General features: G+C 61.3%; 23 protein-coding genes and 2 pseudogenes. 13 read left to right on the top strand and 12 right to left on the bottom strand.

Annotated elements, in window-relative coordinates:
• Positions 1–23: 23 nt before the first annotated feature.
• The 3 genes from BMF89_RS14415 to BMF89_RS14405 are packed head-to-tail and all read left to right on the top strand — an operon-like array spanning position 24 to position 2,001.
• Entirely contained in the window at positions 24–443 is a 420-nt protein-coding gene (locus BMF89_RS14415) for a metalloregulator ArsR/SmtB family transcription factor (protein ID WP_139359675.1), read from the top strand.
• Positions 440–1,390 carry a cation diffusion facilitator family transporter gene (locus BMF89_RS14410; RefSeq protein ID WP_078107795.1) on the top strand — a complete coding sequence of 317 codons (951 nt, stop codon included), beginning with the start codon at positions 440–442 and terminating at the stop codon, positions 1,388–1,390. The genes BMF89_RS14415 and BMF89_RS14410 overlap by 4 nt, the downstream gene beginning before the upstream one ends.
• Complete coding sequence (locus tag BMF89_RS14405) at positions 1,390–2,001, top strand: cation transporter (protein ID WP_078107794.1); 612 nt, start codon at positions 1,390–1,392, stop codon at positions 1,999–2,001. Before BMF89_RS14410 ends, BMF89_RS14405 begins: the two co-directional genes overlap by 1 nt.
• On the opposite strand, the gene BMF89_RS14400 is transcribed toward BMF89_RS14405, so the two are convergent.
• Positions 1,998–2,813: an MBL fold metallo-hydrolase gene (locus tag BMF89_RS14400; protein WP_078107793.1), complete on the bottom strand. Its 816-nt coding sequence runs from the start codon at positions 2,811–2,813 to the stop codon at positions 1,998–2,000. The two genes, BMF89_RS14405 and BMF89_RS14400, sit on opposite strands and share 4 nt — an antisense overlap.
• Positions 2,814–3,008: 195 nt before the next feature.
• Here BMF89_RS14400 and BMF89_RS14395 point away from each other — a divergent pair, with 195 nt between their 5' ends.
• A complete protein-coding gene (locus tag BMF89_RS14395) occupies positions 3,009–4,118 on the top strand; it encodes an EAL domain-containing protein (protein ID WP_078107792.1) in 1,110 nt (369 codons plus the stop codon).
• A 25-nt stretch (positions 4,119–4,143) separates the two neighbouring features.
• Here BMF89_RS14395 and BMF89_RS14390 read toward each other — a convergent pair whose 3' ends face one another.
• Complete coding sequence (locus BMF89_RS14390; protein WP_078107791.1) at positions 4,144–4,788, bottom strand: TetR/AcrR family transcriptional regulator; 645 nt, start codon at positions 4,786–4,788, stop codon at positions 4,144–4,146.
• Between the two features lie 202 nt (positions 4,789–4,990).
• Between BMF89_RS14390 and BMF89_RS14385 the strand changes: the two genes are divergently transcribed.
• On the top strand, positions 4,991–6,496 hold the full coding sequence (locus BMF89_RS14385; protein ID WP_078107790.1) for an FAD-dependent oxidoreductase: 1,506 nt from the start codon (positions 4,991–4,993) through the stop codon (positions 6,494–6,496).
• Between the two features lie 18 nt (positions 6,497–6,514).
• Here the strand turns inward: BMF89_RS14385 and BMF89_RS14380 are convergent, their stop codons facing one another.
• Positions 6,515–7,090 (bottom strand): NAD(P)-binding domain-containing protein, encoded by a 576-nt coding sequence (locus BMF89_RS14380; protein WP_078107841.1) that lies wholly within the window; start codon positions 7,088–7,090, stop codon positions 6,515–6,517.
• 623 nt (positions 7,091–7,713) lie between these two features.
• Here BMF89_RS14380 and BMF89_RS14375 point away from each other — a divergent pair.
• The 3 genes from BMF89_RS14375 (at position 7,714) to BMF89_RS14365 (ending at position 10,822) form a co-directional block, all read left to right on the top strand.
• On the top strand, positions 7,714–8,373 hold the full coding sequence (locus BMF89_RS14375; protein ID WP_078107789.1) for a response regulator transcription factor: 660 nt from the start codon (positions 7,714–7,716) through the stop codon (positions 8,371–8,373).
• Positions 8,370–10,127 carry a hypothetical protein gene (locus BMF89_RS14370; protein WP_078107788.1) on the top strand — a complete coding sequence of 586 codons (1,758 nt, stop codon included), beginning with the start codon at positions 8,370–8,372 and terminating at the stop codon, positions 10,125–10,127. Before BMF89_RS14375 ends, BMF89_RS14370 begins: the two co-directional genes overlap by 4 nt.
• A gap of 89 nt (positions 10,128–10,216) precedes the next feature.
• Positions 10,217–10,822, top strand: a complete 606-nt coding sequence (locus BMF89_RS14365) for an ElyC/SanA/YdcF family protein (protein ID WP_078107787.1) — start codon at positions 10,217–10,219, stop codon at positions 10,820–10,822.
• Between the two features lie 245 nt (positions 10,823–11,067).
• On the opposite strand, the gene BMF89_RS14360 is transcribed toward BMF89_RS14365, so the two are convergent.
• From BMF89_RS14360 to BMF89_RS14350, 3 genes are read right to left on the bottom strand one after another with little or no spacing between them, the layout of a single operon-like run.
• The gene (locus BMF89_RS14360; RefSeq protein WP_253190825.1) at positions 11,068–12,510 is read right to left on the bottom strand and encodes a dihydrolipoamide acetyltransferase family protein; all 1,443 of its coding nucleotides are present in this window, start codon (positions 12,508–12,510) and stop codon (positions 11,068–11,070) included.
• Between the two features lie 2 nt (positions 12,511–12,512).
• Positions 12,513–13,640, bottom strand: a complete 1,128-nt coding sequence (locus BMF89_RS14355) for an alpha-ketoacid dehydrogenase subunit beta (RefSeq protein ID WP_078107785.1) — start codon at positions 13,638–13,640, stop codon at positions 12,513–12,515.
• On the bottom strand, positions 13,637–14,869 hold the full coding sequence (locus tag BMF89_RS14350) for a thiamine pyrophosphate-dependent dehydrogenase E1 component subunit alpha (protein ID WP_078107784.1): 1,233 nt from the start codon (positions 14,867–14,869) through the stop codon (positions 13,637–13,639). Before BMF89_RS14350 ends, BMF89_RS14355 begins: the two co-directional genes overlap by 4 nt.
• 171 nt (positions 14,870–15,040) lie before the next feature.
• Between BMF89_RS14350 and BMF89_RS14345 the strand changes: the two genes are divergently transcribed.
• A complete protein-coding gene (locus BMF89_RS14345; RefSeq protein ID WP_078107783.1) occupies positions 15,041–15,505 on the top strand; it encodes an Lrp/AsnC family transcriptional regulator in 465 nt (154 codons plus the stop codon).
• 908 nt (positions 15,506–16,413) lie between these two features.
• Here the strand turns inward: BMF89_RS14345 and BMF89_RS21670 are convergent.
• Positions 16,414–16,761: pseudogene (locus BMF89_RS21670) on the bottom strand (integrase core domain-containing protein); the annotation flags it as partial.
• A 394-nt stretch (positions 16,762–17,155) separates the two neighbouring features.
• On the opposite strand from BMF89_RS21670, the gene BMF89_RS14330 reads away from it, so the two are divergent.
• On the top strand, positions 17,156–18,682 hold the full coding sequence (locus BMF89_RS14330; RefSeq protein ID WP_078107781.1) for a polysaccharide biosynthesis tyrosine autokinase: 1,527 nt from the start codon (positions 17,156–17,158) through the stop codon (positions 18,680–18,682).
• A 474-nt stretch (positions 18,683–19,156) separates the two neighbouring features.
• Here BMF89_RS14330 and BMF89_RS14325 read toward each other — a convergent pair whose 3' ends face one another.
• Positions 19,157–19,459: a transposase gene (locus BMF89_RS14325; protein WP_078107780.1), complete on the bottom strand. Its 303-nt coding sequence runs from the start codon at positions 19,457–19,459 to the stop codon at positions 19,157–19,159.
• 197 nt (positions 19,460–19,656) lie between these two features.
• On the opposite strand from BMF89_RS14325, the pseudogene BMF89_RS14320 reads away from it, so the two are divergent.
• Positions 19,657–20,062, top strand: a pseudogene (locus BMF89_RS14320) (transposase); the annotation flags it as partial.
• Between the two features lie 78 nt (positions 20,063–20,140).
• On the opposite strand, the gene BMF89_RS14310 reads toward BMF89_RS14320, so the two are convergent.
• Positions 20,141–20,992 carry a hypothetical protein gene (locus BMF89_RS14310; RefSeq protein WP_139359674.1) on the bottom strand — a complete coding sequence of 284 codons (852 nt, stop codon included), beginning with the start codon at positions 20,990–20,992 and terminating at the stop codon, positions 20,141–20,143.
• A gap of 412 nt (positions 20,993–21,404) precedes the next feature.
• On the bottom strand, positions 21,405–22,259 hold the full coding sequence (locus tag BMF89_RS14305; RefSeq protein ID WP_216353825.1) for a glycosyltransferase family 2 protein: 855 nt from the start codon (positions 22,257–22,259) through the stop codon (positions 21,405–21,407).
• Positions 22,260–22,820: 561 nt separating this feature from the next.
• Here BMF89_RS14305 and BMF89_RS14295 point away from each other — a divergent pair.
• A complete protein-coding gene (locus BMF89_RS14295; protein ID WP_078107774.1) occupies positions 22,821–23,915 on the top strand; it encodes an acyltransferase in 1,095 nt (364 codons plus the stop codon).
• A 249-nt stretch (positions 23,916–24,164) separates the two neighbouring features.
• Positions 24,165–24,314 carry a hypothetical protein gene (locus tag BMF89_RS22175; protein ID WP_216353824.1) on the top strand — a complete coding sequence of 50 codons (150 nt, stop codon included), beginning with the start codon at positions 24,165–24,167 and terminating at the stop codon, positions 24,312–24,314.
• Between the two features lie 82 nt (positions 24,315–24,396).
• Here BMF89_RS22175 and BMF89_RS14290 read toward each other — a convergent pair whose 3' ends face one another.
• The gene (locus BMF89_RS14290) at positions 24,397–25,782 is read right to left on the bottom strand and encodes an O-antigen ligase family protein (RefSeq protein WP_171983502.1); all 1,386 of its coding nucleotides are present in this window, start codon (positions 25,780–25,782) and stop codon (positions 24,397–24,399) included.
• A 59-nt stretch (positions 25,783–25,841) separates the two neighbouring features.
• Positions 25,842–26,783: a hypothetical protein gene (locus BMF89_RS21665; protein ID WP_139359673.1), complete on the bottom strand. Its 942-nt coding sequence runs from the start codon at positions 26,781–26,783 to the stop codon at positions 25,842–25,844.
• Positions 26,784–26,829: the final 46 nt, after the last annotated feature.

Here is a 26,829-nt window from a genome sequence, read left to right as displayed (position 1 = left end):
CTTGTTCATACGTTGGAGGTCCCGTGGCTGCCCGTGAAGCCGTCGATGAATGCGGCGTGAAACTTGTCGACCCTGACAAGGTCGAACTCGTCCGTGCGTCCCTGCCCTCGGATCATGACATTGCCGAGCTTGCTGATGTGTTCTCGCTGTTGGGCGATCCGGGACGCTTGCGTCTGTTGACTTCCCTGCTGGAAGGCGGGGAACTGTGCGTGTGCGACCTCGCGGCGACGACGGCGATGAGCGAGAGCGCGGTCAGCCATGCGTTGCGGCTGTTGCGCGCCCACCGGGTGGTTTCCGTTTCGAGGCGCGGCCGGATGGCTTATTACCGGCTGGATGACGCCCACGTCCGGATGCTGCTGGACCTGGGCCTGACCCACACCGGTCACACCGTCGCCGTTCACCCCGAGCGCACGGCTCGTTCCAAGAAGGACAGTGCCCAGTGAGCACCAACCACACCCACGACTCCCCAGGCAACACGGCCAAGCACCACGGCCACAGCCACGCGATAGCGGCGAACGCGGACCGGCGCTTTCTGGTGATTGCGTTGGCGTTGATTGTCGGGTTCATGATCGTCGAGGTGATTGTCGCGGTGGTTTCCGGGTCCTTGGCGCTGCTGTCGGACGCCGGGCACATGCTTACCGACGCCGGGGCGATCGCCGCCTCGCTGTGGGCGATCAGCCTCGCGGCCCGTCCGGCGCGGGGAATCTGGACGTTCGGGTTCAAGCGCGCGGAGATCCTCTCCGCGGCGGCCAACGGAATCACTTTGCTGGTCATCAGCGCCCTCGTGGCCGTGGAGGCCATCCACCGCCTCGTCGATCCGCCACCGGTCGAGGGCGGTCCGGTCCTGGTCGTCGCGATCTTCGGGGTGATCGTGAACCTCGTGGCGGTGTGGGTGCTGGCCAAAGCCAACCGGTCCAGCCTGAACGTGGAAGGATCCTTCCAGCACCTCCTGACCGACCTCTACGGATTCATTGCGACGGCGATCGCCGGGCTCGTCGTCCTGACCACCGGTTTTACCCGTGCAGACGCGATCGCTTCCCTCATCGTGGTGGCCCTGATGCTGCACGCCGCGTGGGGGTTGCTGCGGGACTCCGGGAGGATCCTCCTGGAAGGCGCACCCGAAGGTGTGGACCTGGACCAGGTCAGGAAACACCTGCTCGAAACCGGGCATGTGCACGATGTCCACGATCTGCACGTCTGGACAGTCACCTCGGACCTGCCTGCTCTCTCCGCGCACGTTGTCCTGGACGAGAGCTGCTTCCACGACGGACATGCCCCGCTGATCCTTGATGAACTGCAAAGCTGCCTCACCGGGCATTTCGACGTCGAACACTCCACCTTCCAGCTCGAACCCGCCGGCCACGCCGTCCACGAAACCGGAACGCACTGATGACCACTCCCCTGCCTCAGCAAGGAACCAAGGACCGCGTGATCTTGTTGCGCCGCGGGTTGCGGCTGGAATACGCAACCCTGGGCTGGAACGTGGCAGGCCTCGGCGTCCTGGCAGCCGCCGCCATCCAGGCCGGTTCCCCGGCACTGGCGGGTTTCGGCCTGGATTCCCTGATCGAGATCTTTGCTTCGATCGTGGTGGTGTGGCAGCTCAAAGGTTCCCACAAGGAGCGCGAAGCCCCTGCGATGCGACTGATCGGGATAGCCTTCGCAGTGCTAGGCGCCTACTTGCTCATCCAGGTGGCCGTCGTGTTTGCCACGGGAGTCCGCCCGGCCACCTCAGTTCCGGGGATCGCCTGGACGGCCCTGACCTTCGTGGTCATGCTCGCCCTGGCGTGGGGCAAAATCCGCACGGGACACCGCATGGGCAATCCGGTGCTCAGCGCGGAAGGAAAAGTGACCCTCGTGGACGCCTACCTGGCCGGCGCGGTGCTGGCCGGGCTAGCACTGAATGCCCTGTTCGGCTGGTGGTGGGCCGATCCCCTGGCGGGAGCCGTGATCATCTATTACGCAGCCCGCGAGGCCGGGCACGCCTTCAAGCACACCGCTTAGTGCTGCGCTTGCGTCTCCTGGAGCCGCTTGATGAACCAGCGTGATTGCTCGGGTCCGTAGGGAAGCACCGGGATCGCTTTGGTAGCGTCCGACGGCGTGTCCCGGATCGACTGCCTGGCCTGCCGGACCGCTGTGGACATGGTGTTGGCCATGGTCTTCACGAACTGGTCGCTGCACGGCTTGCCGTGGCCGGGGATGAGGAACTCGTAGCGGTGGCGCAAAGCGGAGATGTGCCGCAAGGCGTCGGCCCAATCCTCCGGGTAGGAGTCCTCGAACGAGGGATGCGCACCTTGTTCCACGAGGTCACCGGCGTAAAGGGTGCTGGGCGTGCCGACCAGGAGGTCGCCGTCGGTGTGGCCACGGCCGAGGTAGAACAGCGTCGCGGTGAGGCCGCCGAGGTCAACCAGCACAGGCTGATCCTTGACGATCGCGTTGGGAATGACGATCTCGACGGCGTCGCCGTGGCCCGCGGCCATCTCAGGTTCCGTGGCGGCGACGAAGCGGCGCTGGTGGTCGCCGTCGTCGTCGATTGTCGCCGCACAGTTGACGTGCCCCCAAAACTCCGTGACGCCGTCGTCGGCAAAAACGGCGTTGCCGAAGTAGTGGTCGTAGTGGGCGTGGGTGTTCACGACGACGAGCGGCAGCTGGGTCTTTTCGCGGACGGCCGCGAGGATCTGCTTGCCCTGGCGGGGGCCGCAACCGGTGTCGATCACCATGGCTCGTTCCGTTCCTACAACGAGGCCCGTGTTGAGCAGGCACCCTTCGGTCTCCAACACATAGTTGTTAGGGCCGACTTCGAGCCATGCTGACATTGTTTCTCCGTCTGATGCGTTCCGGCAGTGTTCAGGCCTCGATTCTACCCACGTGGAGCTGGGAGGATCGAGAGCGCCTTTCCTTCCAATTGAGATTTCATTCCAATGCACGCCTGCTGGATTGTTCGCCTGTAGTATTCCCCTTGTTTGCAGGTCCCGGGCTCGGGGGGGAGCTAAAGGCAAAGGAATGATTTCATGTCGACGCGAAAACCGTCTCATTTTGCATTGACCGACGCCGGGTTGCGGGCCAGCGGGGAGACTGCCGAGCGGCCGCTCAAGCAGCTGAGTGGGCTGCGCCGCCAGGTTCTCGAAATCATCGATGAAGTCTTGTCGGACTCTTCGCAAGCGACGGACGCTGTGCGTGAGCAACTTCGCCAGCACATTGCCGCCAACCCCGGGCATCCGGAAGAGGCGTTGCTGGAGCACTTGTCTGAGCTCAGGTCGGAACAGCCGGACCAGCAAGGCGAGAGGGACGAGCCGGCCGAACAAGGCGAGCCGGCCCCGCAGGACGAGCCGGAGTCTCAGCACCCAAGCAGCCCGCGGCTTGAGGCCGTGCTCCGGGACCACATGCTGATGACCGCCTTCCAGCCCGTTTTCGACCTCACCACGGGCACGCCGGTCGGCGCCGAGGCGTTGACCCGCTTCGTCAGCGACAGCGGAGATCCTGCCGATTTCTGGTTCGCGGAAGCCGAGGACTCGGGGCTCCGGACCGATCTCGAATTCGCGGCGTTGGAGTCGGGGCTTGAGGCCGCGCTCAAGCTGCCGCCCCACCTTTTCGTGGCGCTGAAGCTTTCCGACGAGGTCTGCCTGGATCCGCGTCTTCCAGGGCTTTTCGAGCAAACTCCGGTGGCGCCGGGTCGGGTGATCCTTGAAGTCTCCGGGAAGTTTCCGCAAGATCAGGCTGATTCGCTCGACGCAGCAGTGGCTCCGTTGCGCAGTGCCGGCGTGCGGTTGTGCATCGAGAATACGGGTTCCTTCTTTGCTGCGGCGAGCCACGTTCTTCGGCTCAAGCCGGAGATGATCAAACTGGAGCGGAATCTGACTGCGGGCCTGAACCTGGATTCCCTCCGGCAGGAACTCGTCGAGGCGGAGGTTGCGTTCGCGCGGGAGATCGGGGCGGTCTTGACTGCCCAGCGCATCGAAACCAAGGACGAGCTCGACACTCTTACCGGCTTGGGTGTCCCCCTTGGACAGGGGTATCACCTTGGCCGGCCCTCGGTCCAGCCCCGCGAATGGGCAAAGTGGGCCGGAAAAGCCGGGCGCCTCGCCTCTCCCGGCGGTCGCGGCCGCACCGCGCGCACCTGACCCGGCCCGCAGGACTCGGGACGTCTCAGGCGGTTACCGGGCGCTCCGGACCCCGATGTTGTTCTATCAGCCAGGAGGCCATCTGTTGGGCGCGCTTCGACGCCAGGACGTCCCCTTCGGTGGCCGAGATGATGGACCCCTTCATCAGGATGTGCCAGGAGCGCGCGAAATCCTCGGTGCGTTCCAGTCCGGCTTCTTCTGCCAACTCCTGGATGTGCCCCCTGATCCTGGCAAGGTAGCCGATGCTGGCTTTGCCCAGGGGATGTTCACGCCCCATTTCAAGCAGGACGTTGATGAACGAGCACGCCTCAAAATCCTCCCGCTGGAACCAGTCGCCGAAGACGTCAAAGATCGCGAGCAACTGCTCCTCGGGGGTGTTTCCCCGGTTCCGGGCGTCGGAGATGATCAAGTCCACGGTCCAGATCTGGTCGCGAAGCGCCAGGAAGGCAAGAACCAGATCGTCCTTCGAGGGGAAGTGGCGGTAGAAGGTGGCCTTCGCTACTCCTGAACGCTCGATGAGCTGATCGACCCCCACCGCGCGGATCCCGCGGCGGGAGAAGAGTTCGTAGGCGGCGTCCAGGATACGATCCAACGCGTCATCACGGGTGGTCGTTTGTCCGGCTGGCAATGAAGACGAACCGGGTGCTTCCGAGGCATCTGGCGTACTCATGGTGAGAGTAATCGTACTCCCGGAGCAAGCAGACAGACCGGTCTGTCAGACCCCGTTTTTCGTTGACTCGGCACAGCATCCCGCGAAGCCCGCACGCTCCCCTATTGCTTCTCTTGCGGCCTTCTGCTTCTCTGGCACTACCGGGCCGCCGCCGCGCTAATTCCGGTGTGGGCCGCGGCCGGCTGAAGGGACATGGGACGCTATGACTTCTCTGTGGCTAGACGCCCGCGAGGCTTCCGCAGCTGCGAGCCCCGATGAATTCATGCCAGGGAACAGTTACGACGCCGTCGTGGTCGGCGCCGGGATCACGGGCCTGGCCACGGCCCTCATGCTGGCACGGGCCGGCAGCAGCGTGCTGGTCCTCGAGGCCCGGCACATCGGTGCGGTCAACACCGGCAACACCACGGCCAAGTTGAGCCTTTTGCAGGGCACTACGCTGTCCAGGCTCCGGGACCAGTATTCGGTGAACGTGGTCCGCGCCTACGTGGACGCGAACCGGGCAGGCCAGAAGTGGCTGCTCGAGTACCTCGAGGGCCGGGGTGTGCCTTTCCAGTACCGGGACGCTTACACCTTCGCCACCACGCCGACCGGCGCGGAACACCTCGTCGCCGAAGCCAACGCTTCCCGGGCGTGCGGGCTCAACGTCAAGTCCACCCGCGAGACGGGGCTGCCGTTCGACGTCGACGCCGCCTTGCGGCTTGCGAAGCAGGCCCAGTTCAACCCCATGGACGTCCTGGATGCGCTGGCTGCGGACGTCCGGGCTGCCGGCGGCAGCATTGTTGAGGGTATCCGCGTCATGAACGTCCGCAACGGCGATCCCCTGACGGTGGTCACACGGAAGGGCGAGGTCCGCGCCCGCAACGTGGTGCTCGCCACCGGGACACCCATCCTGAACCGCGGACTGTACTTCGCGAAGCTGCGGCCCAATCGTTCGTACGCCGCCGCGTTGCGGCTGCCGGACGGCATCAACCCGCCTCCCGGAATGTACCTTTCCGCGGAGCCGCCCACCCGCTCACTGAGGGACTATCCAATGCCCGACGGCGGGTCGTTGCTTTTGGTGGGCGGGTTCGGTCATGCGGGTGGCCGGGCGCCGTCGACGCAGGTCCATGTGAATGAGCTGCTCGGTTGGGCCCAACAGCACTATCCGGGGGCCGAGGTCACGCACACGTGGGCTGCCCAGGACTACCAGGCCGGCAATCTCATGCCGTTCTTCGGCAGGCTTCCCCGGGGCCACGGGAAGATCTTCTTCGGCACCGGCTACAACAAGTGGGGCATGACAAACGGTGTTGCGGCGGCGCTGGATATCACTGCGGATATCCGTGGCGAAAAGCCGGAGTGGGCCCGCACGATCCACCACCGGATCACCGGTGCCCGCGGGGCAGCGTCGACGATTTCGCTCAACGTCGAGACACAGCAGCAGAATTTCCGGGACAAGGCGGCCTTGAAGAAGAAGCCTGCCATCACGGAAGAGACCAGCCCCGCCGAGGGAACGGGCGTCACAGGACTTTTCCACGGGAAACCCGCCGCTATCTGCACGGTGGATGGCGTGGTGTGCCGGGTGTCGGCAGAATGTGCGCACTTGGGCGGGATCCTGCACTGGAACGACGCCGAGAAGTCCTGGGACTGCCCGCTGCACGGATCGCGATTCTCGGCCGCGGGCAAACTGCTGGAGGGGCCGGCCACGCACAATTTGTTCAAGCTGCAGTAGGGGTTGGCGGGCTGGAACTCAGCTCGGGTTGAGGCCCAATCGTGCCGCCATCTCGCCGGGGCGGTTGAAGCGGTAGAAGAACGGACCGAGTTCTCCCCTGTCCAGCGTTGAGGTCAGGGCGATGAGGCTTTCCAGCAGTGGAGCCTTTGCCAAGTCGCCAAGGTGGATCGGCTCGAATCCTGCGTCCCTGATGAGCTGCTCGGCCACCTGGCGAGCATCGGCGTCGGACGCGTAGAGGGTTCCTGGAGGCATTGGCTCCGCATCGACGGCGTCGTAGATCGACGCGAAATTGGTGTTGAACGCCTTTGCGGTGGGCCCGCCGATCATCGCTTTGACCTGATGGGCGATCGAGTCGTAGCCCGGCGGCCGATCGCCGAAGGTATTGCTGGCATCGATGGTCACCTTGCCGTCGAGGCCGGCAATGTTGGCGAGCCCGACGGCGATCGAGTCTCCCGGGATGGCGACCACCACCACGTCAGCGCCGGTGGCATCACCGCCGTCACGGCCGAGCGCAGTCACGTCGTGGCCTGCGGCCGTCCAGCGTCGTGCGAGGGCGCCGCCGACGTGACCCCGCCCAATCACGGTAATCCGCATGGATTCCACCTATTCATTTCGAGGCAAGTACCGACGACGGGCGCCTCCCGGAGGAAGCACCGACGACTATTCGCTGGGACCCACCGGCTCGTGGCCACCCGATTCACCACGTGAATTTCGTTCGGCGTCGAGGCAATCATCGCAGCGACCAACGAATTGATGTGGGCAATCGGGCCCGCCATCGCCCTCCCCGCGGAGCAACGTAACTTTCATTCCGGCATCCTAGTCCCCCGCGCTGATCGTCGGAAGGCGTCCTGGCCGTGTCCTTCCTGGGAACGGCCGGTCGCAATACCCGAACCCCGGCAGGCGAGCGCAGATTCAGCGGCGATATCCTCGCGGCATGGGGAACTTCAGAACGGGATATCTGGCCAGGGATGAACGGCGTGAGCGTCGGAGAAGGTTTCAGCGGAGACTGTCCTACGTTGGATTGGCGATTCTGGCTGTCGCCACAGGCGTCGTTGTCACGATCGCCCTCCGCCACTGAGGCCGTCGCCTGGGGCAAGCACTCCGGCAGGCGGCGTCGCGAAGCGGACCGCGAGCGCGCCGCCGTCGTAATCCATCCTGAGTTGTAACAACTGGCTGCTGCCGGTGAATCACCGGGCGCGCTCGGATAGCCTTCAACCATGGGGGATCTGGGGTGGGTTCGGCGGGTGCTGGTTGTCGAAGATCAACCATTCATGCGCGGGCTTGTTGCCGAGGCCTTGAAGGGCGCGGAATTCGACGTGCATGATTGCGCGTCCGCGTCCGAGGCGCTGTCGATGTTCGCCGCCGTCGATCCCGATGTCCTGGTGACGGACATCGATCTGGGAACCCGGCCCAACGGCGTCGAACTGGCGCATGTCGTGAAGTCGCTCTCCCCGGGGTGCGCCATTGTGTTCCTCACCAACTATCCGTCGGAAGCTCCCTTTTCCGAGTTGCCGGCCGGGGCAACCTTCGTCAACAAGGCGTCCCTTGACTCCGTGGACGGCCTCATCAGTGCAGTGAACTCGACCCTCGTGGAACTTCCGCTCACCGTGACTCCCCCTGTGGCGTCGGACGCAGCGAAGATCGGCGCGCTGACCCGCGTACAGCTGGATATCCTGCGCATGATCGCGGAGGGCTGGTCGAACGCTGAAATCGCCAAACAACGGGGAAGCAGCATGCGATCCGTGGAGAAGGCCGTTTCGCGCACGTTCGAGGCGCTCGGCTTGAACCGTAGTCCGGGCGTGAACCCGCGTGTTGCCGCAGCGACGCTGTATGCGCGCACGTTCGGGTGGCCGGACCCTGCCGATAGCGGCCAATGAGCGGCCGCTCCCCTGCACTCTGGGCCCGGGGCATCGGAGGTAACAATGCCCTGAGCCTCTGGTCGTGGCTTCTGACCTTGCCCTTGTCGCTGACGGTCATGAACATGTTCGCCGGATCGAACACGCTGTCCGGGACCGGATCGGCCACGATGGTGGGGGAACGTGCCGGCATCGCGATCCTGCTTCTTGCGCACGTCATGCTTGGTCTTTTGGGGATACTCCTTCGCCCTTTGATCACGGCACGCCCGAGCCCTAAGGGCAGGATCACGACGGCGTTCGGCACCTTCGCGTTGTTGGGCGCCTGCCGCCCGGTCCTCGTCGCTTGGTCCGCGCAGGTTCTGAACATTGCGGACCTCAGCGAAAACCTCTGGGCCCGCATCCTCATCAACGTCGGGATGGCCCTGGTTTTCCTTTCGGCGATTGCGATGCTGACGGACTCGATCCGCGGGCACGCCGTGCTTGAACGCAGGCTCCGCGCTGCTCAGGCTGTGATCGAAGCGCAGCTCGGATTCGATGAGAACCGTCTGCGCTCGATCCGATCCGACTATGTCACCGAGCTCTCCACACGCCTTGACGCGGCCCTCCCTGCCGGGATGATGACAAGCCTCGACAGAGCCGAGGCCGCACGCCTGCTACGGACGATCTCCGATAGCGTCGTCCGCCCGATGAGCCACCAGCTCTTCCACGACCACACACCTTTGCCGCCCGAGTCAGCCCCTCCGCAGCGGCCTTCCCGTGCAGAACGCACGCCGGGGCTGGCGCACTTGATCCAAGCTGCACCGGTTGCTTTGCCTGTCCTGCTCTTCGCTTCACTCATCGCGGTGCGACTGCTGACGGAATACGGCCTCCTTTTCCTTCTTGTTCAGTGGGTTGTGGGCGGGGCCATCCTGCTCGCCGGAAACGCCGCGACGGCCCGGACGGTGCGGCGGATCACCCATCCCCTGATTCGGATTTCCGCCATGACCCTCTGCTACGCGGGCACGGCCGCAATTGGAGCGTCGGTGACGTGCCTGCTGCAGGACGCATTCGGCTATGCCCCGTACTTCTACTGGTCCGCCATCTGGGCCTATCCGCTGACTGCGCTCACTGTGGCGGTTCTTCGAGCTGCCGAGAGCCAACGACGGCGGCATGAGGTCAGGCTGGCACGCTCGCTCAACGAGCAACTCAAGCTAGCCGACCGCGCGCACCAAAAGCTGCTCCACACCCGTCGGCGGGTCGCCAGGATTCTGCACACCAAGCTTCAGGGAAACCTGGTTTCGAGCGCCCTCGCCTTGGCTGCTTCCGGAGGGAACGATCGCGAAAGGGATCTTGCCCCGCCACGGGTGAGGGACATCCTGACCCGTGCCGTGACTACTGCCCAGAATGAGATTTTGGAGGAGTCGCCCGGGCAGGCAGGGAGCGCAGCAGCGAGTATCCAGGACCTGCTGAATACCTGGGGGCGCGTGCTGAAGCTGGCATGCGACATCCAGCCTGGAGTGTGGGTCTTGTGCGACGAGAACCCCGCCAGGGCCGAAGCAGTCATCGAAGTGCTCTCAGAAGGCTTTACCAACGCCATCCGACACGGTGAACGAAACAATGTCCGGGTCACGATCTCAACGGACACTAGAGGTCTTCAGATAGGCATAAGTTCCCCTGGCCGGCTCCGAGGCCAACTCCGCCCTAGCCTCGGGATGACAACCCTTCAGGCCCTGTCCAAGGACGTAACACTCAGCCAGGACGGCGACAACGTCGTCCTCCTGGTGGTTATTGGGTGAGGCCGCCAGTGGGAGTCCATGCCCGCAAATAGTAGTCTTAGATCCAGTGCAGCGCTGCCGCCCACATCCCGCTTTGGTAAGAGGACGGTATGACCCTTCTCCGCGATCACGAAACACAGGCCACCCCGCCAACCCGAAAGAAGAGATTGCTCTTTCGGTCCTTTGCGGTCATTGCAGCCTTAGCGATCGTCTGGGCCGGAGCCGGAATCTTTCTGTACGTTGCCCCACCCGCGGACGAGCCACAACACGCGGATGTGCTCTTCGTGCTGGGGCCGCCGGACCAACGCATGGTCTACGCCGAACAGTTGATGCAGCAGCGGTATGCACCCACGCTTGCGGTCTCAAGCCCGGTGGATCAACACGGCCGATTCGAGGCGAGCATCTGTGGCGCTCAGCGCTCGTACCGCATTATTTGCTTCAAGCCCGAACCTTTCACGACACAAGGCGAAGCGCGGGCGCTGAAAAGTCTGTCCGAACAGTATGGCTGGAGGAGCGCGGACGTCCTGACCGCCCAGTTCCATGTGACGCGGGCCCGGGTGATCGTCAGCCGCTGCTACGCGGGAGACCTGCACATGGTCGCCGATCGGCGGGCCCTGCCACTGATCTCATTGACCAACCCCACCTATTCCTGGGGGTATCAGTACCTCTACCAGACGGCGGCCTTTGTCAAGGTCGCGATACACCCGAGCTGCTGAAGGTCAATGAGTGAGCGCGATGGCCGACACCACGGCGGCGATAACGAAGAACGTCACCAGCCTTAGATATACAAACAGATCCTGGCGCGTCCTCCGTTGCCGCTTGCGTCGCCATCCCGAACGGTATCCCCCATTGTTCATGGTGTCAGGCTAGAGGCGTCCCAAGAGTCGAATTAAGAGTGATGAGTACCTGTTCTTCTAGTCGCTTTGAAATCGAGCTTGAGATTATCGAAGGACAATCGCCCTTACAAATCCATCAGCGCCGTTCCCGGACTCTCAATCGCGTCCGCAACATACCTCAAGAATCCGGCTGCCGTTTCCCCATCGCAAACCCGGTGGTCGAAAGCCAACGTCAGCTCGGTGACCTTCCGGACGGCGAGTTGCCCGTCCACTACCCAGGGCTTGTCGATGATGCGGCCTACGCCAAGCATTGCTACTTCGGGGTAGTTGATGATCGCTGCAGAACCGTCCACGCCGAACACGCCGTAATTGTTCAGAGTGAAGGTCCCGCTAGCCAACTCCGTCGGCGTTGCCTTTCCCTCACGGGCGACGGCGGTGAGCCGGCGGATCTCAGCATCGAGTTCGCGGGCGTTCAACAAGTGAGCGTTGCGGACCGACGGAACCACGAGTCCGCGGTCCGTCTGCGCGGCGAAGCCAAGGTTGATGCCGTCGAACGCGATGATCTCCTGCATTTCACCGCCGGCCGTATCCTCTGCTGTGACAAACCGGGTGTTCAGCTCCGGGAATTTTTTTAGCCCGGCTGTGACAAAACGAGCGATGAACGCGAGCAGCCCGGGAGCGCCGTGCGGATCACGCGTCTTGAGTTCGGCACGCATCTCCAGGAGCGCAGTGGCGTCCACGTCGACCCAGACAGTTGCCTCAGGGATCTCGGAGCGGCTGCGGGTCATGTTCGCCGCAACAGCCTTCCGGATCCCGCGGACCGGAGTGCGCGAAGCCACCGTCAGGCCGGTACGCGAATCCTGGTCTCCGGTAGAGGACTGGACAACGGCGGGCACCTCTACCGGCGTGGTCTCGCGCGTGGCCCCTCCGATGGCAGCCTCAATGTCGCGACGCAGGATGAGCCCGCTCTCCCCCGAGCCAGGCACTGCGTCCAACGAGACACCATGGTCCCGGGCCATCTTCCGCACCAAGGGGGAAATCACTGCAGAGAGCTTCCCCGGAATCCGCGTACGGGACAAAGAGAGTTCGGCAAAGTCTGGCTCCGGGCTCACCGCAACGGCAGAACCGGCAGAAACCTTCCGCGGCCGGGTGCGGCGGGCCTCGCCACCTCCGGATGTTCCGTAGCCAATGAGGACGTTCCCGGATCCGGCCTTCTCTTCGGTGCGGTAGGTTTCGGCAGCTGCGGCGACCGCGGATGGCTCGGAGACCTTTTCTTCCACAGGCTCGGGCTCAGCCTCTGGTTCAGCCGCAATCGAAGCACCAACAGGAGCCACGGAGATCAGCGGCTTGCCGACGTCGAGTGTCTGGCCGGCCTCGCCGTGCAGCACGGCGACGATGCCTGCGTACGGCGAGGGCACCTCCACCATGGACTTGGCGGTCTCCACCTCGGCGATCGGCTGGTCGATGCGGATTTCGTCGCCCACGGCCACAAGCCAGTTGACGAGTTCAGCCTCGGTAAGGCCCTCCCCGAGGTCCGGAAGCAGGAACACCTGCATTTCTGCGCTCATGGTCAGTTCTCCCATTGAAGGTCGTCAACGGCGTCGAGGATGCGGTCGACGCTCGGCAAGTAGTAGTGTTCCAGCTTCGGAGCCGGGTACGGGACGTCGAAGCCGGTCACCCGGCGGATCGGCGCGGCCAGGTAGTGGAAGCAGCGTTCCTGCACGCGGGCCACGATTTCGGAGGACACGGAGGCGAATCCATGGGCCTCGGCGATCACGACAGCGCGCCCGGTCTTGCGCACCGACGCGCAGACGGTTTCGTCGTCGAAAGGAACGATCGAGCGGACATCGATCACCTCGAGGGAGCGGCCTTCTTCAGCGGCGGCAGCGGCGGCGGCAAGCGCGGTCGGGACCGAGGGGCCGTAGGCGATCAGCGTCGCATCAGTGCCGGGACGCGCGACGGCGGCCCGGCCTTCGCTGCTGGAACCCGCGGAAACGTTAGCGTCGTGTTCGGCGCGCAAGGCGCCCAGGTCCACTTGGTCTTTGGACCAGTAGAGCTTCTTGGGTTCCATGAACATGACGGGGTCGTCGGAATCGATGGCTTCGCGGAGCATGCGGTAGCCGTCCGCGACAGTCGCCGGTGTGTAGACCTTCAGGCCTGCGGTGTGGGCGTAGTAGGACTCGGAGGAGTCACAGTGGTGCTCCACGCCACCGATCCCTCCCGCGTAAGGGACACGGATGACCATGGGCAGCTTAACGGCGCCCTTGGTCCGGTTGTGCATCTTGGCGACGTGGCTGACGATCTGTTCGAAGGCCGGGTAAGCGAACGCGTCGAACTGCATCTCGATCACAGGACGCATTCCGTTCATGGCCATGCCCACGGCCATGCCCACGATGCCGGACTCGGCCAGCGGGGTATCGAAGCAGCGTTGTTCTCCGAACGTGGCCATGAGGCCGTCGGTGATCCGGAAGACGCCGCCCAGGCGGCCAACGTCTTCACCGAATACCAGGACGGAAGAGTCGGCTTCCATGGCGTCCGCCATCGCGGTGTTGAGCGCCTTGGCCATGGTGATGGTCTGCGGACCTGAGGCTCCGGCGACGGCTGCTGCACTGGCTGCCGCACTGGCGGTGGCGGAGCTGACGTCGCCGGTTGCGGCGTGCTCGGTGGCCTCAGAGGATGTGGTGACGGCGGGGCTCATTTGCCTGCCTCCTTCTGGCTGGATGCCTCACGGGCGAGTTCGTCGGCGAGCAGGGCGGACTGCTCCTTCAGTTGCGGCGTAGGGGTGGAGAAGACATAGCGGAAGAGATTCTGCGGGTCTACGGGTACGTCTTCACCCAGACCTTCGCGAAGCTGCGAGGCAACCGATTCGGCCTTTGCTGCGATTCGGGTGGAACCGTCATTGTCGAGGAGCCCACGGCCGGTGAGATAAGACGTCATGCGGCTGATGGGGTCCTTGGCGGTCCATTCGGCCACTTCGCTGTCCTCGCGGTAGCGGGTGGCGTCGTCGGCGTTGGTGTGGGCCTGCATGCGGTAGGTGTGGGCCTCGATGAGGAGGGGACCGGAGCCTTCGCGGGCGAGTTTCACTGCCCGGTCCAGCACGGCGAGCAAAGCGACGAGGTCGTTGCCGTCAACGCGTTCACCGGCCATGCCGTAACCGACGGCCTTGTGCGCCAGCGACGGCGCCACGGACTGCTGGCTCAGGGGTACCGAGATGGCGTACTTGTTGTTCTGGACGAAGAAGATGACGGGCAGGTGGAAGACGGCAGCGAAGTTGAGGGCCTCGTGGAAGTCGCCTTCGCTCGTGGCACCGTCGCCGCACATGGCCAACACCACGGTGTCCTCACCGCGCAGTTTGGCGGCATGCGCAACGCCGACGGCGTGGAGCAGCTGGGTGGTCAAAGGCGTGCACTGGATGCCCACCTTGTGCTTGGTGGGGTCGTAGCCGCCGTGCCAGTCGCCGCGGAAGATGGTCATGGTCTCCACAGGGTCGACGCCCTTGGACATGACTGCTACGGCATCGCGGTATGTGGGGAAGAGCCAGTCGCCTTCGCGGAGGCACAGAGCTGCCGCTACCTGGCACGCTTCCTGGCCGTGGCTGGACGGATAAACGGCCATGCGGCCCTGCCGGACGAGGGCGGAGTTCTGGTCATTGACGCGGCGCCCGACAACAAGTTGTTCGTAGGCTGCCATGAGTTCAGCGTCGCCGGGGATGGGATATTCGTGGCCGGGTTCCGTGCCTTGTTCACCTTCGGGCTTGAGCGCGCCGGAGGGATCGACCATCTGGATCTGGTGGCGGGCAGGAAGCATGTAGTCTTCCACGCTGATGCCGAACTTGCGCCGCACTTCGGAAGCCTGGTCGTTTGAGTCGGTGGCGTCCGGCCGAGCGTCAGCCAGACCCTGGGCCTCATGGTCCGCGGAGATCGTCATTGGTCCGTCCTTCTGTATCCACTATTTGTCACCAGTATGTTCCCTGGAGAAGTTTCGTATCCAGCTCTGGGCAGAATCGTGGAAAAGCTTGCCTGAAACCCTTAGTCTGGAAGACGGATTGCAAATGTGAGCTGGGTAACGGGCCCACGCTGTGGACGAATTGGAGATGCAATGGCCGAGGTCGAAGCGGATCAGGCAGAGGTTCCTCTCGACCAAGTGGACAGGGACATCATTGCCGAACTGACGCGGGACGGCCGGATGTCCGTGACCCAGGTGGCGGAAAACGTCCACATCAGCCGGGCACACGCGTACTCAAGAATCTCGCGGCTGACGGGCGAAGGAGTGCTCACAAAGTTCACCGCACTGGTGGACCCCATCAAGGCCGGCTTGAAGTCATCGGCCTACGTCACGCTGAAAGTGCAGCAGCACTCTTGGCGTGAGCTCCGCGAAGAGCTTCGGCTCATTCCGGAGGTACAGCACATTGCGCTGGTGGGCGGCGATTTCGACGTCATCCTGCTGGTCCGTGCCACCGACAATATCCACCTGCGCAGGGTCATCTTCGACAGACTGCAGTCGATGCCAGGAGTGCAGGACACGCAGACGTTCCTGGTGTTCGAGGATCTGGATACGCGGTAGGTGCCGAGCTCTTTGCGCTCTGGGACATTTCGTGCGACTACCGCGGCCGATCAACCTACGTCGTCGGACATGCGCACGCCATCAAGGCGGCACAACAAGTAGGACGGCTCATCTTGTTCTTTTCGCGCTTCCGAGTGGGCGAGGATTAGAATGCCAACTGCTCCGAGGACGCGAAGACTGCCAAACATCGTAGCCAAGCCCAATACGTAGTGTTCAAAGGACCCGCGTCGCTACCGAAATAGGGCCAGGAACACCACACCCGTCGTGACCAGCAACAGGGCGATCAACCCCCCGAATTTGAAGCGTTTCCGAGTGGTCTTCCGATAAGGGTTGATGTCTACGTAGCCCGGCAACGCGTCCTCCGATTTGGTCTGCCTGAGAGTTCCCCGAATAAGTATCGGCCACAAGTCGGTCCAAGTAAGCCGAATAGGGACGGCGGCCATGGGGCGCCTGACCAATTGGGACAAACGAGCACGGATGGACTCCTGTCCAGGATCGAAGTCACCATAGATCGGACACGCAAGAGCTGTCAAATTAAGTATTGTACGTCGACAATTTTTGTCAAAGATGATCACGTGCACTCGTTTTTACGCCACGGCTTCAGCCGAAGTTCGCAGTAACGCCAACCCCAATGACCGACGATTCACCTCACGGATCCTGACCGAACTGTCTCGCACCCGGAGGTTGCGAACGAGCGGGTCAGCGTAACGCGTCGATTCGCCCCACCACGGATTTACCCACGACTTAAAGGTCTCCTGCCGGTGGGCGCGCCATTGGGCAATTACGCCACCACGTACACCGTCTGCCGCTAGGCTCGAAACGTGCCACACAACTTGAAGCGATTGTCCCGAGGCGCAGTCCTATCGCTCGCGTGCAAGGGACTGCCCCGGATTTCGTTGACTCGAGGTTCAGTGTCGCTTGGCGGCTTTGAGGCCGCTATTTATTGTCTCAAACTCGACGGGTGTTAGCCGTCGGAGGCGGCGTTTCCGGTGGTAGGTTTTCTCGATCCACGTCACGATCGCCAGTCGCAGGTCCGCCCTCGTGGACCATCGCCGGCTATCCAGGACGTCCTTCTGCAGGAGCGAGAAGAATGATTCCATGGCAGCGTTATCGGCGCACGCGCCGACCCGGCCCATCGATCCGGTGAGCCCGCTGCTCTTCAACGTCCACACGAAGACGTTGGAGCGGAATTGGGAGCCGCGGGGATCGTGGATCACGATTCCTTCCGGCTCGCGGCGCGCTATTGCGTTGTGCAAGCCTCGAGCCCAAGGTTTTGGCATGCAAGGAAGATATGGCCCGCCGTAGGGCAGACGCTAGGTGGCATCGCCCTCGCCGAGAAGCCTCATGCCTCTGCACCCAGCTTCTGAGCTTCTGATGAAGTGAAGGCGATCTCCACCTATCCCTCCGCAGTCCATCGGACTAACCGGCATCTGGCGGCAGAGGTCGCTCAAATAGTCAGATGTCATCTGCAAACGAAGTCGAGCGAGAGGCGGCCCGCTCGCTCCCAGAACCAACCCGAACCGGACAGTGGCCATGCCAACGCGAAGAGCAGGAGGCTACGGACGGTACAATTGCGGAGACCGCACGAATGTTGCCGTTCTGGGGGTGCTTCGCGGCAGCGCCCAGTCATCAGTACAGGGGGACTCTGGTTTGGACTTACGCGATTATTTGCGCATCGTTCGACACAATTGGATATTGATTGTGGCCACAACCTTAGGTTGCCTGCTGATCAGTGGAGTCGTGACAGTCCTATCAAAACCGACTTATTCGGCCGATACGCAGCTGTTTGTCGCCATTCAGAACTCCGGGTCTGTCCAAGAGTTGCAACAGGGGAATACCTTCAGCCAAGCACGCGTTCAGTCATACGCAAAGACGGTTGGATCTCCGATCGTGCTTCAGCCGGTTATTGACTCACTCGGTCTCCATGAGACCTCGGATGAACTGGCTCGTCGCGTCACCACTTCGACCGATCTAAATACGGTCATAATCAACATCTCAGTGACGGACACTTCCCCCGCCCAGGCCGCCGCGATCGCCCAAGCAGTCTCGGGTAGTCTCATCAAGACTGTCGATACGCTGGAAAAACCGAAAACCGGCGGCGCTTCCCCGGTGAGCCTTTCGATTATAAAACCCGCGACAGCCCCGGTGACCCCTTCGGCACCCAATACACGTTTGAATTTGCTTATCGGATTCCTCCTTGGCTTGGTACTGGGCGTCGCAGCTGCCGTATTGCGGACCGTTCTTGACAACAGAGTTCGGGGAGAACTTGACCTGCGACGCGTCACCGACGCTCCTTTACTGGGCGGGATATCCTTCGATCAGGACGCGGTGAAGAAGCCCCTTCTTACCCAGACTGAGGCGCAAAGTCCTAGAGCAGAGTCCTTCCGTCAATTCAGAACAAATCTCCAGTTCGCCAACGTTTCGGGCCAAGCGAAGACAGTTCTTATTACGTCCTCGCTTCCAGGTGAAGGCAAGAGCACGACAGCCACGAATCTCGCGATAGCCTTGGCGCAGGCTGGCCAAACCGTATGCCTTATTGATGCCGATCTGCGACGCCCCATGGTTAGTGAATACCTTGGACTTGATGGCAATGCGGGTCTCACGACCGCGCTGATCGGCACGGCTGACATCAACGATCTTCTTCAAGCGTGGGGAGAGGAAAGCCTCTTCGTTCTCACATCAGGTCAGATACCTCCCAATCCAAGCGAACTATTGGGATCGGTAGAAATGAAGCAGCTTATTCTTCGATTGGAAGAAGCGTTCGATCATGTCGTGATTGACGCGCCGCCCCTTCTTCCAGTTACAGATGCCGCAGTTCTGTCCCAACACGTCGGAGGTGTCGTGGTGGTTGTTGGTTCTCAGAAACTTCGCCACAATGACCTTCAAAAGGCGCTCAGCTCCCTTGAAATGGTTGGATCGAATGTCCTAGGTGTGGTCTTAAATAGGTTGCCCGCTAAAGGGCCTGACGCGTACACATACGGGTACTACAGCCAAAAGGAAAGCCCAGCTCTGAAAGCGACTGTCGGCGCGGCAAGCGAAAATCAGCGATCACGCAGACTGCCAGATAATTCATTTGACGGGTTCATTGACCAGGAGTTTGAATACGACAAGGCGGAGTCCCCTGAATCAATGCGACCTGCAACTGTATTTCCCAATGATCGGGTTCAGCGCAGATAAAGTGCGTTCCTGGACCCATGCACTATCCAGCTGCGAGCGTGAATAGGGATCTTCGCATTTAGGCCTGGTTGGCCTGTTTGACGATTATTCACAGTTCATGGGGAAATAGATTCCCGGGATGATCCTCATGCCGCCGTCCGTACGGCATTTCTCAAGAGAACGACGGGTTTGCAGTTGTCTTGGTTGCGGTATCCGTGGGCGGTGTGTTGATGTTTGACCTTGCCTGTAGTGGCCCCGGTAATGATCAGCACCCCGATCTCTTTTCATCAGCGGCAGACGGTGCAGTAGAGCTTGTTCGTTTCCGACCGTGCGGCTGACTTCACCATTTCCTCAAGTTCTTCTTCGCCGTCGCGGCGTCCTGCAGGGAGCCGGTGCGCAGCAAAACCCGGTGCTATTCCTTTACCTATCAGACGGCTTGGAGCGTACCGGTCGGATCGTCAGCGCGAACACTTCCTCCAACCGCAGGACCTCCCTCTATGTGAGCGTGTCGGCGTGGCGTAGAAGCAGCGCCCGGTGCGCCCAGGCCTTGTCCACGGCCCTGTCCCGGCGGCCCTTGGCCTGTTGGGAGAGGTTCTGCGGTGTCTCGGTGACGGACTGGTTGGCCAGGGAGATCAGGCGGAAATGACCCACGGCGACGGCGGTGCGGGGAAGCCACATGCGCAATGCCTTGCGGAATGCCGCCGAGGGGTCGATCGCCACGACCTGCAGGGCCAACCGGCCGGACAAATAACCGGGCGCTCCACCAGCTAAACAACTCGAATACGAAGCAATCGTCATCCAACTCCCAGCCTGACGCACCACATTTTCGTCTTAGCACACTTATCGCAGCAGGGCCACGTGCCCTCTTGTCTTCGAGGACACGGACTCATTTCCGACCCAACCACGAGGGGCCTCATTGCGCGGGCTGGCCTGCAGTGGAGATCTCGGACAGTGGGCCCTCTTAAAATGAGGGTCTACCGAAAGTAGAGATCAGCATGACCGCATCACGCAGACGATTTACCCAGGAGTTCAAAGACGAGCTGTGTCGCGAGGTGATCGACCCGTTCAAGCCGATCAAGGACGTGGCCACCACGTACGGTGCTGGCCCCGAGAAGCTCCGCAACCGCGAAGCCAACGGCCGGCACGGAAACAGATCTGACCGTCACAGAACGGGCCCGGCTGAGGGAGCTCGAGCGCGAAGTTCAAGAGCTGCGGGCAGTCTGATGGCCTGTCAACCACGGCCGTTTCCGCTTAACCACCGAGGCTGACGCTGAGGCAGCCGCGGGCATGCCCGACCTCCTCAGACGGGACTTCACCGCCGACCGCCCCTGGGTGATGTTCGTCAGCGACATCACCTACATCCACATCTGGCAAGGGTTCGTCCGCCTCGCCACCGCCCTGAAAAACGAGCGCGTCTATCGGACCGTTTACGCCACCAAATCCCAGGCCCGGAGCGCTGTCGAACTCCCTTGGGTCCTCCTACGGGGAGTTCGACAGAAGGCTGCCGATCCAGATCCCGGATAGTCCGAGCGTAATCAGGCCCGAAACCCACGCCATTAATTTGTCGCCGAGCGACAGCAGCAAAAGGAAACTCGAAGAAGCGTCCACCAAGGCATACGCACAGAGAAGGGCCACCAGGCCAAAACCCCCCGATTGCGTTGACAGCGCGACGGCGACCACGATGACCGGGACTACAACGATCGTGACCCTAGAAGCACTTGGGGGGAGAAACCTGAAGGTCATACGTTGAGCTACAGAAGACGACGCGGAAGCAACCAACCACAGTGCGACGATTACGACGGTCGTGAAATACTGCGGGAAAGCTAAATATCCACCGATTGAGCCTGCGATCGCAACTCCGCCTATGAGGGCGGCCAGCTGTCGCAGGAACTTCCTTGCAGCCGCCGGAGAGTCAGTGTTTTGGTGGACGAGGCGCGGCATTATCGCGTTCACGAAGGTAGCCGAGACTGATCCAACTATCTTCATTGGCAACGACAGCAAGGTGAGCACCGCCGGTGGAAGGATCAATGCCAGGGACTGCACTACCATCAGGCCGCCGTAGCTCACGAAGGACTTAGTGAGGAACCACCAGTGCGCCGCATGCCTCCGCTCCGGTCTGGACGGCAAGCGCCGGAGAGCTTCTCGACCAACGCTTTTCTTGGCCATCAGTGCGATGAATGCTGCATTCGCTAGGCACAGGGCGGCCATCATGGCCGTCACCGTCACGTCGGATGAGGGCCAAGGGGCCAGTAGCACCAGTGTTGCTAGCGCATTTGCGGGAAGTGCAACGGCAGCTACCCATTGCGGTGATCCTTCAGCTTCAGCAGACACAGCCCGGAACCATAGGCGGGCTTGAAGTAGGGCGTTGAGGGACGCAAGCACAAGTACGGGAATCAAGGTGGGCGTGACCCTGCCCTGGACCCAAAGCCAGCCTGCTCCCGCTGCGACGGCAGCTAGGGCGCCCAATGGGACGAGCCGCCCGAATCTCTTTGCCCCCCTTCGAGTTACCCGGTCAGCGCTGAGCATCATCGGATACAGAACTCCGACGATGAAAATCTGGATTGGCAGGTTGCCGAGATTAAAGAGATAAAAGTAGGCGTCCGTCGCGTTGGTCGGTCCGTACCTCCACAATAGTGCCGCCAACTGGGCGAGCCCGGACACTTGCGAAGCTAGGGACAGTGCAGGCGCATGGAGGTTCGCTCGACCGCGGACAAGGATTTCGCGAGCCCGCCGAACGGTGGAGTTACGCGACACGTCGTAGAGCAATGGTGCCGGAGAAGACGCCTCGAATGATGGAAGTCACGCGGCGCAGTCGGTCCTCCTCGAATAAGCTTACGACGATGGCCTTGCGAAACAGCACAGCGTACGTTCCGGCTAGCCGGCGCTGGTGAACCATCAATTCTCGCGGTGAACTGCGGTGCTTGTGCGCGTAGTAGAGCATGTCCCGGGCCATATGGTAGCTACGGAAAGCGGAGTGGTGGTACGCGGTCATCGGTCCGTGGCGCGTGATCTGACCGATCTCATGAAGGAGCGTCGATCCGGGCTCGCGGATGATCCGAAACCCAGCTTCCCGAAGGCGCAGGCAGAAGTCGAAGTCAACGAAATCAATGAACATGGCCTCGTCGTAGCCGTCTACGGACTTCCACGCTTTCACGCTGCAAAGAGATCCAGACGTGATGCAGTAGTCAACGTCAACGGGAGGTCCGGATTCGATTACCGGGCTGGGATCCGAACGGTCAACTATGGAAGGGCAAACTACGCCAACTTCCGCGTCAATGCTTCTTGCCAGCGAATCGACCATCCCTCGTGCAACCACCGAGTCCTGGTCTAGGAGGAGAGCCCAAGCCATACCTCGCTTCGCGGCCCACGCCATCACCTGATTCAGGGCTGTCGCGATTCCGCCGTTTGACGTGTTCGCCAAGATATATAGCCCTGGAAATTCGTCACGGAGACTTTCGATGCTACCAAGATTCTCGGAATTGTTGTCAATGATGACAATCTCACCGACTTCATGAAACGCCGCTGTTAGGTTTTCGCGGAGCCGGCCAAGGTCTGGGTTAAAAGTGACAATGCCAGCGACCGCAGATGATTTCCCCATGCCAGCCATGCTAGCAGTGGCGATCTATAGAATTCGGCCGGTCACCCTATTTGACCTGAGCCAAATCGTGAGCCCGCGGTGGCAGACTCTGGCCGTGGCGGAAGAGATACTCTGGCAGCCGCAGCACGCCCATAGGCCCATGCCCGTAGTGCCGGCGGTGGAACTCGCAGCAGTCGAAGGTGCGCCGATACCCAAGGAGCCCCGCCGGTGAAGCTGGATTACAGCAACGGCGAGACTCACGGGGGTACCCGCGTTCGCGTACGGGTGGACTCACGTTCACATGCTGGTGTCAGTGCCTTGGCCGACGGACTACTACGAAGGCCCCAAAGAAGTATGAGTGGCAGCGACCAGGGTGCGGCGCCGGACCATCAATCCGGGAGTCCGTTAGACAACCAAAGTCGCCACCGTCCGATGACGAGGTTTCGGCCGTTGTGAAGCCAGGCACCAAAACTGGTCTTGTTGTAATCAGCGGCATCTGGGGTACAACTTGGGTTTGCAGCCGATACACTAAGGGTGCTTTCGCCTGGGTAAGCGGCGATTATTCAATCTGGGGGTACCACTATGTTCGGTCTCTTTCGCGCACCAAATCAGGCAGACCGGAAACCGGGCCTTGACCTCATCAGGGGCCTTGCCATTTTTCTTGTTCTCCTCCGACATGCGGGGGTGCTGGGCGGTGCTGGCATTGTTGGCGTCGTCATGTTCTTCGCACTGAGTGGATATTTGATCACGGGGTTGCTGATTAGGAGCCTGGGAGAAACGGGCAGGATCGATTACCGCAGGTTCTACTTGCACCGGGCGTTCCGGCTTATCCCAGCACTGGTGTTCATGCTTGCCATCTGGGCCGCCATTGAGGCCGTCTGGAATCCGCTGGGAGACAGACCGAAGATAGGCCGATCCCTATTCACCGCGTTGACCTACACCGAGAACATTCCTGGCTTCGACCACGGCAGCATAAACCTCAGTCACTTGTGGACGCTGGCCACCGAGGAACAGTTCTATCTTCTGTGGCCACTTGTCCTGACCCTCGGTGTGAGGTTCGGGAAGACTCGTCTCTTCACGCTACTCTCCTTGGTCGCGATCCTAGGCGCGTGTGTGGCCTCAATCATCCTGGTTTACCCCTTGACCTACAAGGTCTACACGCTGCCGACTTCTTGGATGGCGGCCATGCTGATCGGCGCGGCTGCGAAACTGGGTGAAGCCCGGCTGGACAGAATCATAAAGGGCCGTAGGCGGGTTGTCGCTGGCATCTCACTCGCGGCTCTCATGATTATCAGCGTCGCCCCCGAGATGAAGGACTGGCCGGGCGCATACTTCTTGATCGGACCCTTGGTTGCTATCGGTTCGGTCGGCCTGATCTTTGAACTGAAGTCATGGCAGACGTTGCCGTCGAAGTGGCTGAAGCCCATGTTGAACCTTGGCATGATTTCCTATGCGGCTTACCTTTGGAACTATCCGATAGTGAACTGGATAGGCAACCCGCCACGCAATATGGCAGAGGGTCTGGCAACGATCTCGCTAACCCTCATCGCGGCGATTGTTAGCTGGTATCTTATCGAGCGCCCCGCCGCCAATCTTCGCAACATTATCGATCGGCGGAAGGCGGATAGGCTGGCGGCAACGCCCAAGCCTAAGCGTGCCGCCAGCACCATGACCTGACCAATCTGTGTCCCCACGGCGTCACGCCACACGGTACTATCTGACCCGATCGGCTTTGTAGGTGTGGTGTCGTAGAACCGGATACCAGCCCCGGTTGTGGCCGCGCTGAGCGCGGACGGCGAAAAAGCCCCGCCCACCGAGGTGGACCGGGCGATTTCAGTTTGGGCACTTAACCGGCGTTGTGTAGCCCTCATGCTTGGGGCACGTGCAAGCGGACTAGCGAGTCCGAATCGACCTTCATCCCTCTCCATGGAACTGAGTCATATGGGGGAGGCCTTGCAGGTTTTTGTTTCCGTTGTCGCGGCCGGTGGCGGGCTGGTTGATTTCGATGTCGCGATGATCATCGGCGCCCTTGTCGGGGCCAGCATTGAGTCCTTCGCCGCGAAACTTCCCAGGTAGCCGTGCTCGGTAGAATAAGCCCGGCTTATCACTGGCTGAGAGGCCCTTGGACGCTTTTGGAGACCTTATGCTCGGGGCAGCACTACGAGGGAAGCAAACTTGAAGATGCGGCGTTCGTAGTACCGTCCACTTGGGCAGGGGAAATAGCAGGGGCATTTCTATGCATTGCGTCTTGAACCACTTTAGTCCGATGATTTCCGTTGCGGGCGTTCTGGTTTCCAGCGTACTTGGTGCCATTGGGGAGCTGATTTACGATCAGTGGAGTGGTGGCCGTACTTCCCGGCATCATGGCCAAGGCGAGCAGCATCCAGGTCACCGGGAAGAATGTGGCGTTGGAGAAGAGACTGCTGACAAGCACGATCAGTAGGGCTTGACCCTCGATCGTTCGCATCGACTTCATGGCCACAAAAGTGAAAAGCATGATGAACGGTACCGCGAGGTACTTTCCATCCACCCACATTGCAAGAATCCAGTTGCTTGCGACATTGTTGCTAGAAGCTACGCCTGAGATGATGTCTCCCCACACGCCTACGCGACCGCTAGCACTTAGTCCATGGCCGTAGAACGGGGCCATATCTGCCAGCCGCATCAGAGAATCGAACTGTCGCACTCGCGCTTGTCCGGATATGTCGTCGCCGCTGACTTGAAGTGTCTGGCTGAGCCTTGTTGCGAGGTTGTTCACCAGCGTGGGAACAAACATGAACACGCATACCGTTGCAGCGGCGATAACTCCCACTGCGGCCGCCCTGCCCCTAGTCGATTGGTGGTCTTTCTCTCGTTTCCTCGCGAACCAGCTCGTGACGATCACGACGGCCACGCCCACAGCCACAGCGATCCACGCAGCCCGTGCAAACGCGAGGATGAAAGCGGCAGAGTTGACCGACACTGCCAGCACGCGCAGAGAACGACGCATCGGTATCCGCCACGCCATGACTGCCCCTACGCCGGCAAACATGCCTAGCCAGTCAGGTTCAGGATAAAGTCCAATCGGCCTTCCGAGGGCGCTGACGCTAAGATGCCACGGATCAAGCGGCACGATTTTTAATACCTGCAAAACGCCGACAATACTACTGAGCGTCACCATCGCAAGAAGACCGCCGAGCATTTGCCTACGGTCTTCTTTCGTCGAGAGGGCGATGATCAGAGCGGATGAAGCAGCGAGCCCGATGAGCTGGTAAACAAGCGTGTCACTGTTGACCAGATCGCCAACAACAGACGTGAAAGCCATGAGGGCAACGGGTATCGCAATCAACACAATCCGGATGGCGCTCTTTGGGTTGTGAGTTCCGCCCTTATAGAGCGCCCACGCAATCACCAAGATCGTAAACACATGGACTCGGAACACCTGGACGGCGACGAGACCAGCCGATGCGCCAACGAGCAACGAAAGGGCCGCCCGACCGTTGCGGAGAGTCCCGAGTACTACCACGCCCAGAATGCATAGAGCGACTATCAGCAAGGTTTCCATTATCCCCATTGGGACAGTTTAGGCTACAGCTACTCCTTCGCACCTCCTGTTTCCAGCGCTCAATCTCGGCGGGAATGGAGCTGAATTCCGCGCTGGTCACGGGTTCGTCGCCCACGCTCGGCACGTACTGGGTGATAAGCGGCTTCCAAAGCCTCGCCAACCCGGCCAATATAGGCGTTCAGGCTAAAAACTTCCTGCCAAAAGCAACGAATAGACTCATCGTTTCCCTCTGCCGATTGAGAAACCAGCCTCAGTTGGGGTAGAAGAGGCATCTCAGGATCGCACAGAACAATCGATGGTCCCTGCACATATTCCTTCATGCCGCGACTAGGAGTCACGCCCACGGGAAGTCCGGTTTCTAGCGCTCCGACCAGAACCATGTGGCCAGCTGCCCTCGTTCCATCCCGGAGCGGAAGGAACACCACCGTGGCTGTACTCATCAAGTCTCCGAACGCATCGGGATTCAAACGCCCCGGCCGGCACACAACGCTTGTCCCTGAAACAACTTCGCCGGCGGTTCCTCCCACAGCCAGCGTAAGACGGACGGGCTCGCTACTTGCTAACACCTCTTGCTCCAAAAGGCGGATCGTTTCTTGGTCGCGATCTGAAGTCCCGCCAACAAAGATATGGAATTCGTCGCTCGGCTGCTTTTTCGGATACCCGAATGTATTTCCATAAAGAACGGCAATAGAACGCCCTCCAGACCCGTTCCAGGGGGCCGTCTCAGATTCAGAAAGTGTGACTACAGGAACATCGCCAACAAGCCGACGCAATATCCTCCAGCTTCGGCTACCTGGCTCAGCATAGATACCCGTCACAGCGAAGTTTCGACGCCCTGTGAGCCGCAAAGCAACACCAATCCAGGGATTATTAGCCAGATAAGGTCCACGGCAGTTCCACAATAACGTCCGGAGCGCTAGGACGAAGGAATCAGCGCCGATACCCAGCACTCTAGATCCGAGCCGCTTGCCATTGACGGCGGTCGACTCTTGTCGAAACACGCGACGAACGTACGAAGCTTCAAGCCAGGCCCGGTCAGACGCCGGA

The sequence above is a fragment of the Arthrobacter sp. SRS-W-1-2016 genome, assembly GCF_002009585.1.
Lineage (GTDB): Bacteria > Actinomycetota > Actinomycetes > Actinomycetales > Micrococcaceae > Arthrobacter > Arthrobacter bambusae_A.
Note: the sequence above shows the minus strand (reverse complement) of the source record. Positions and strands in the feature narration are given on the sequence as shown.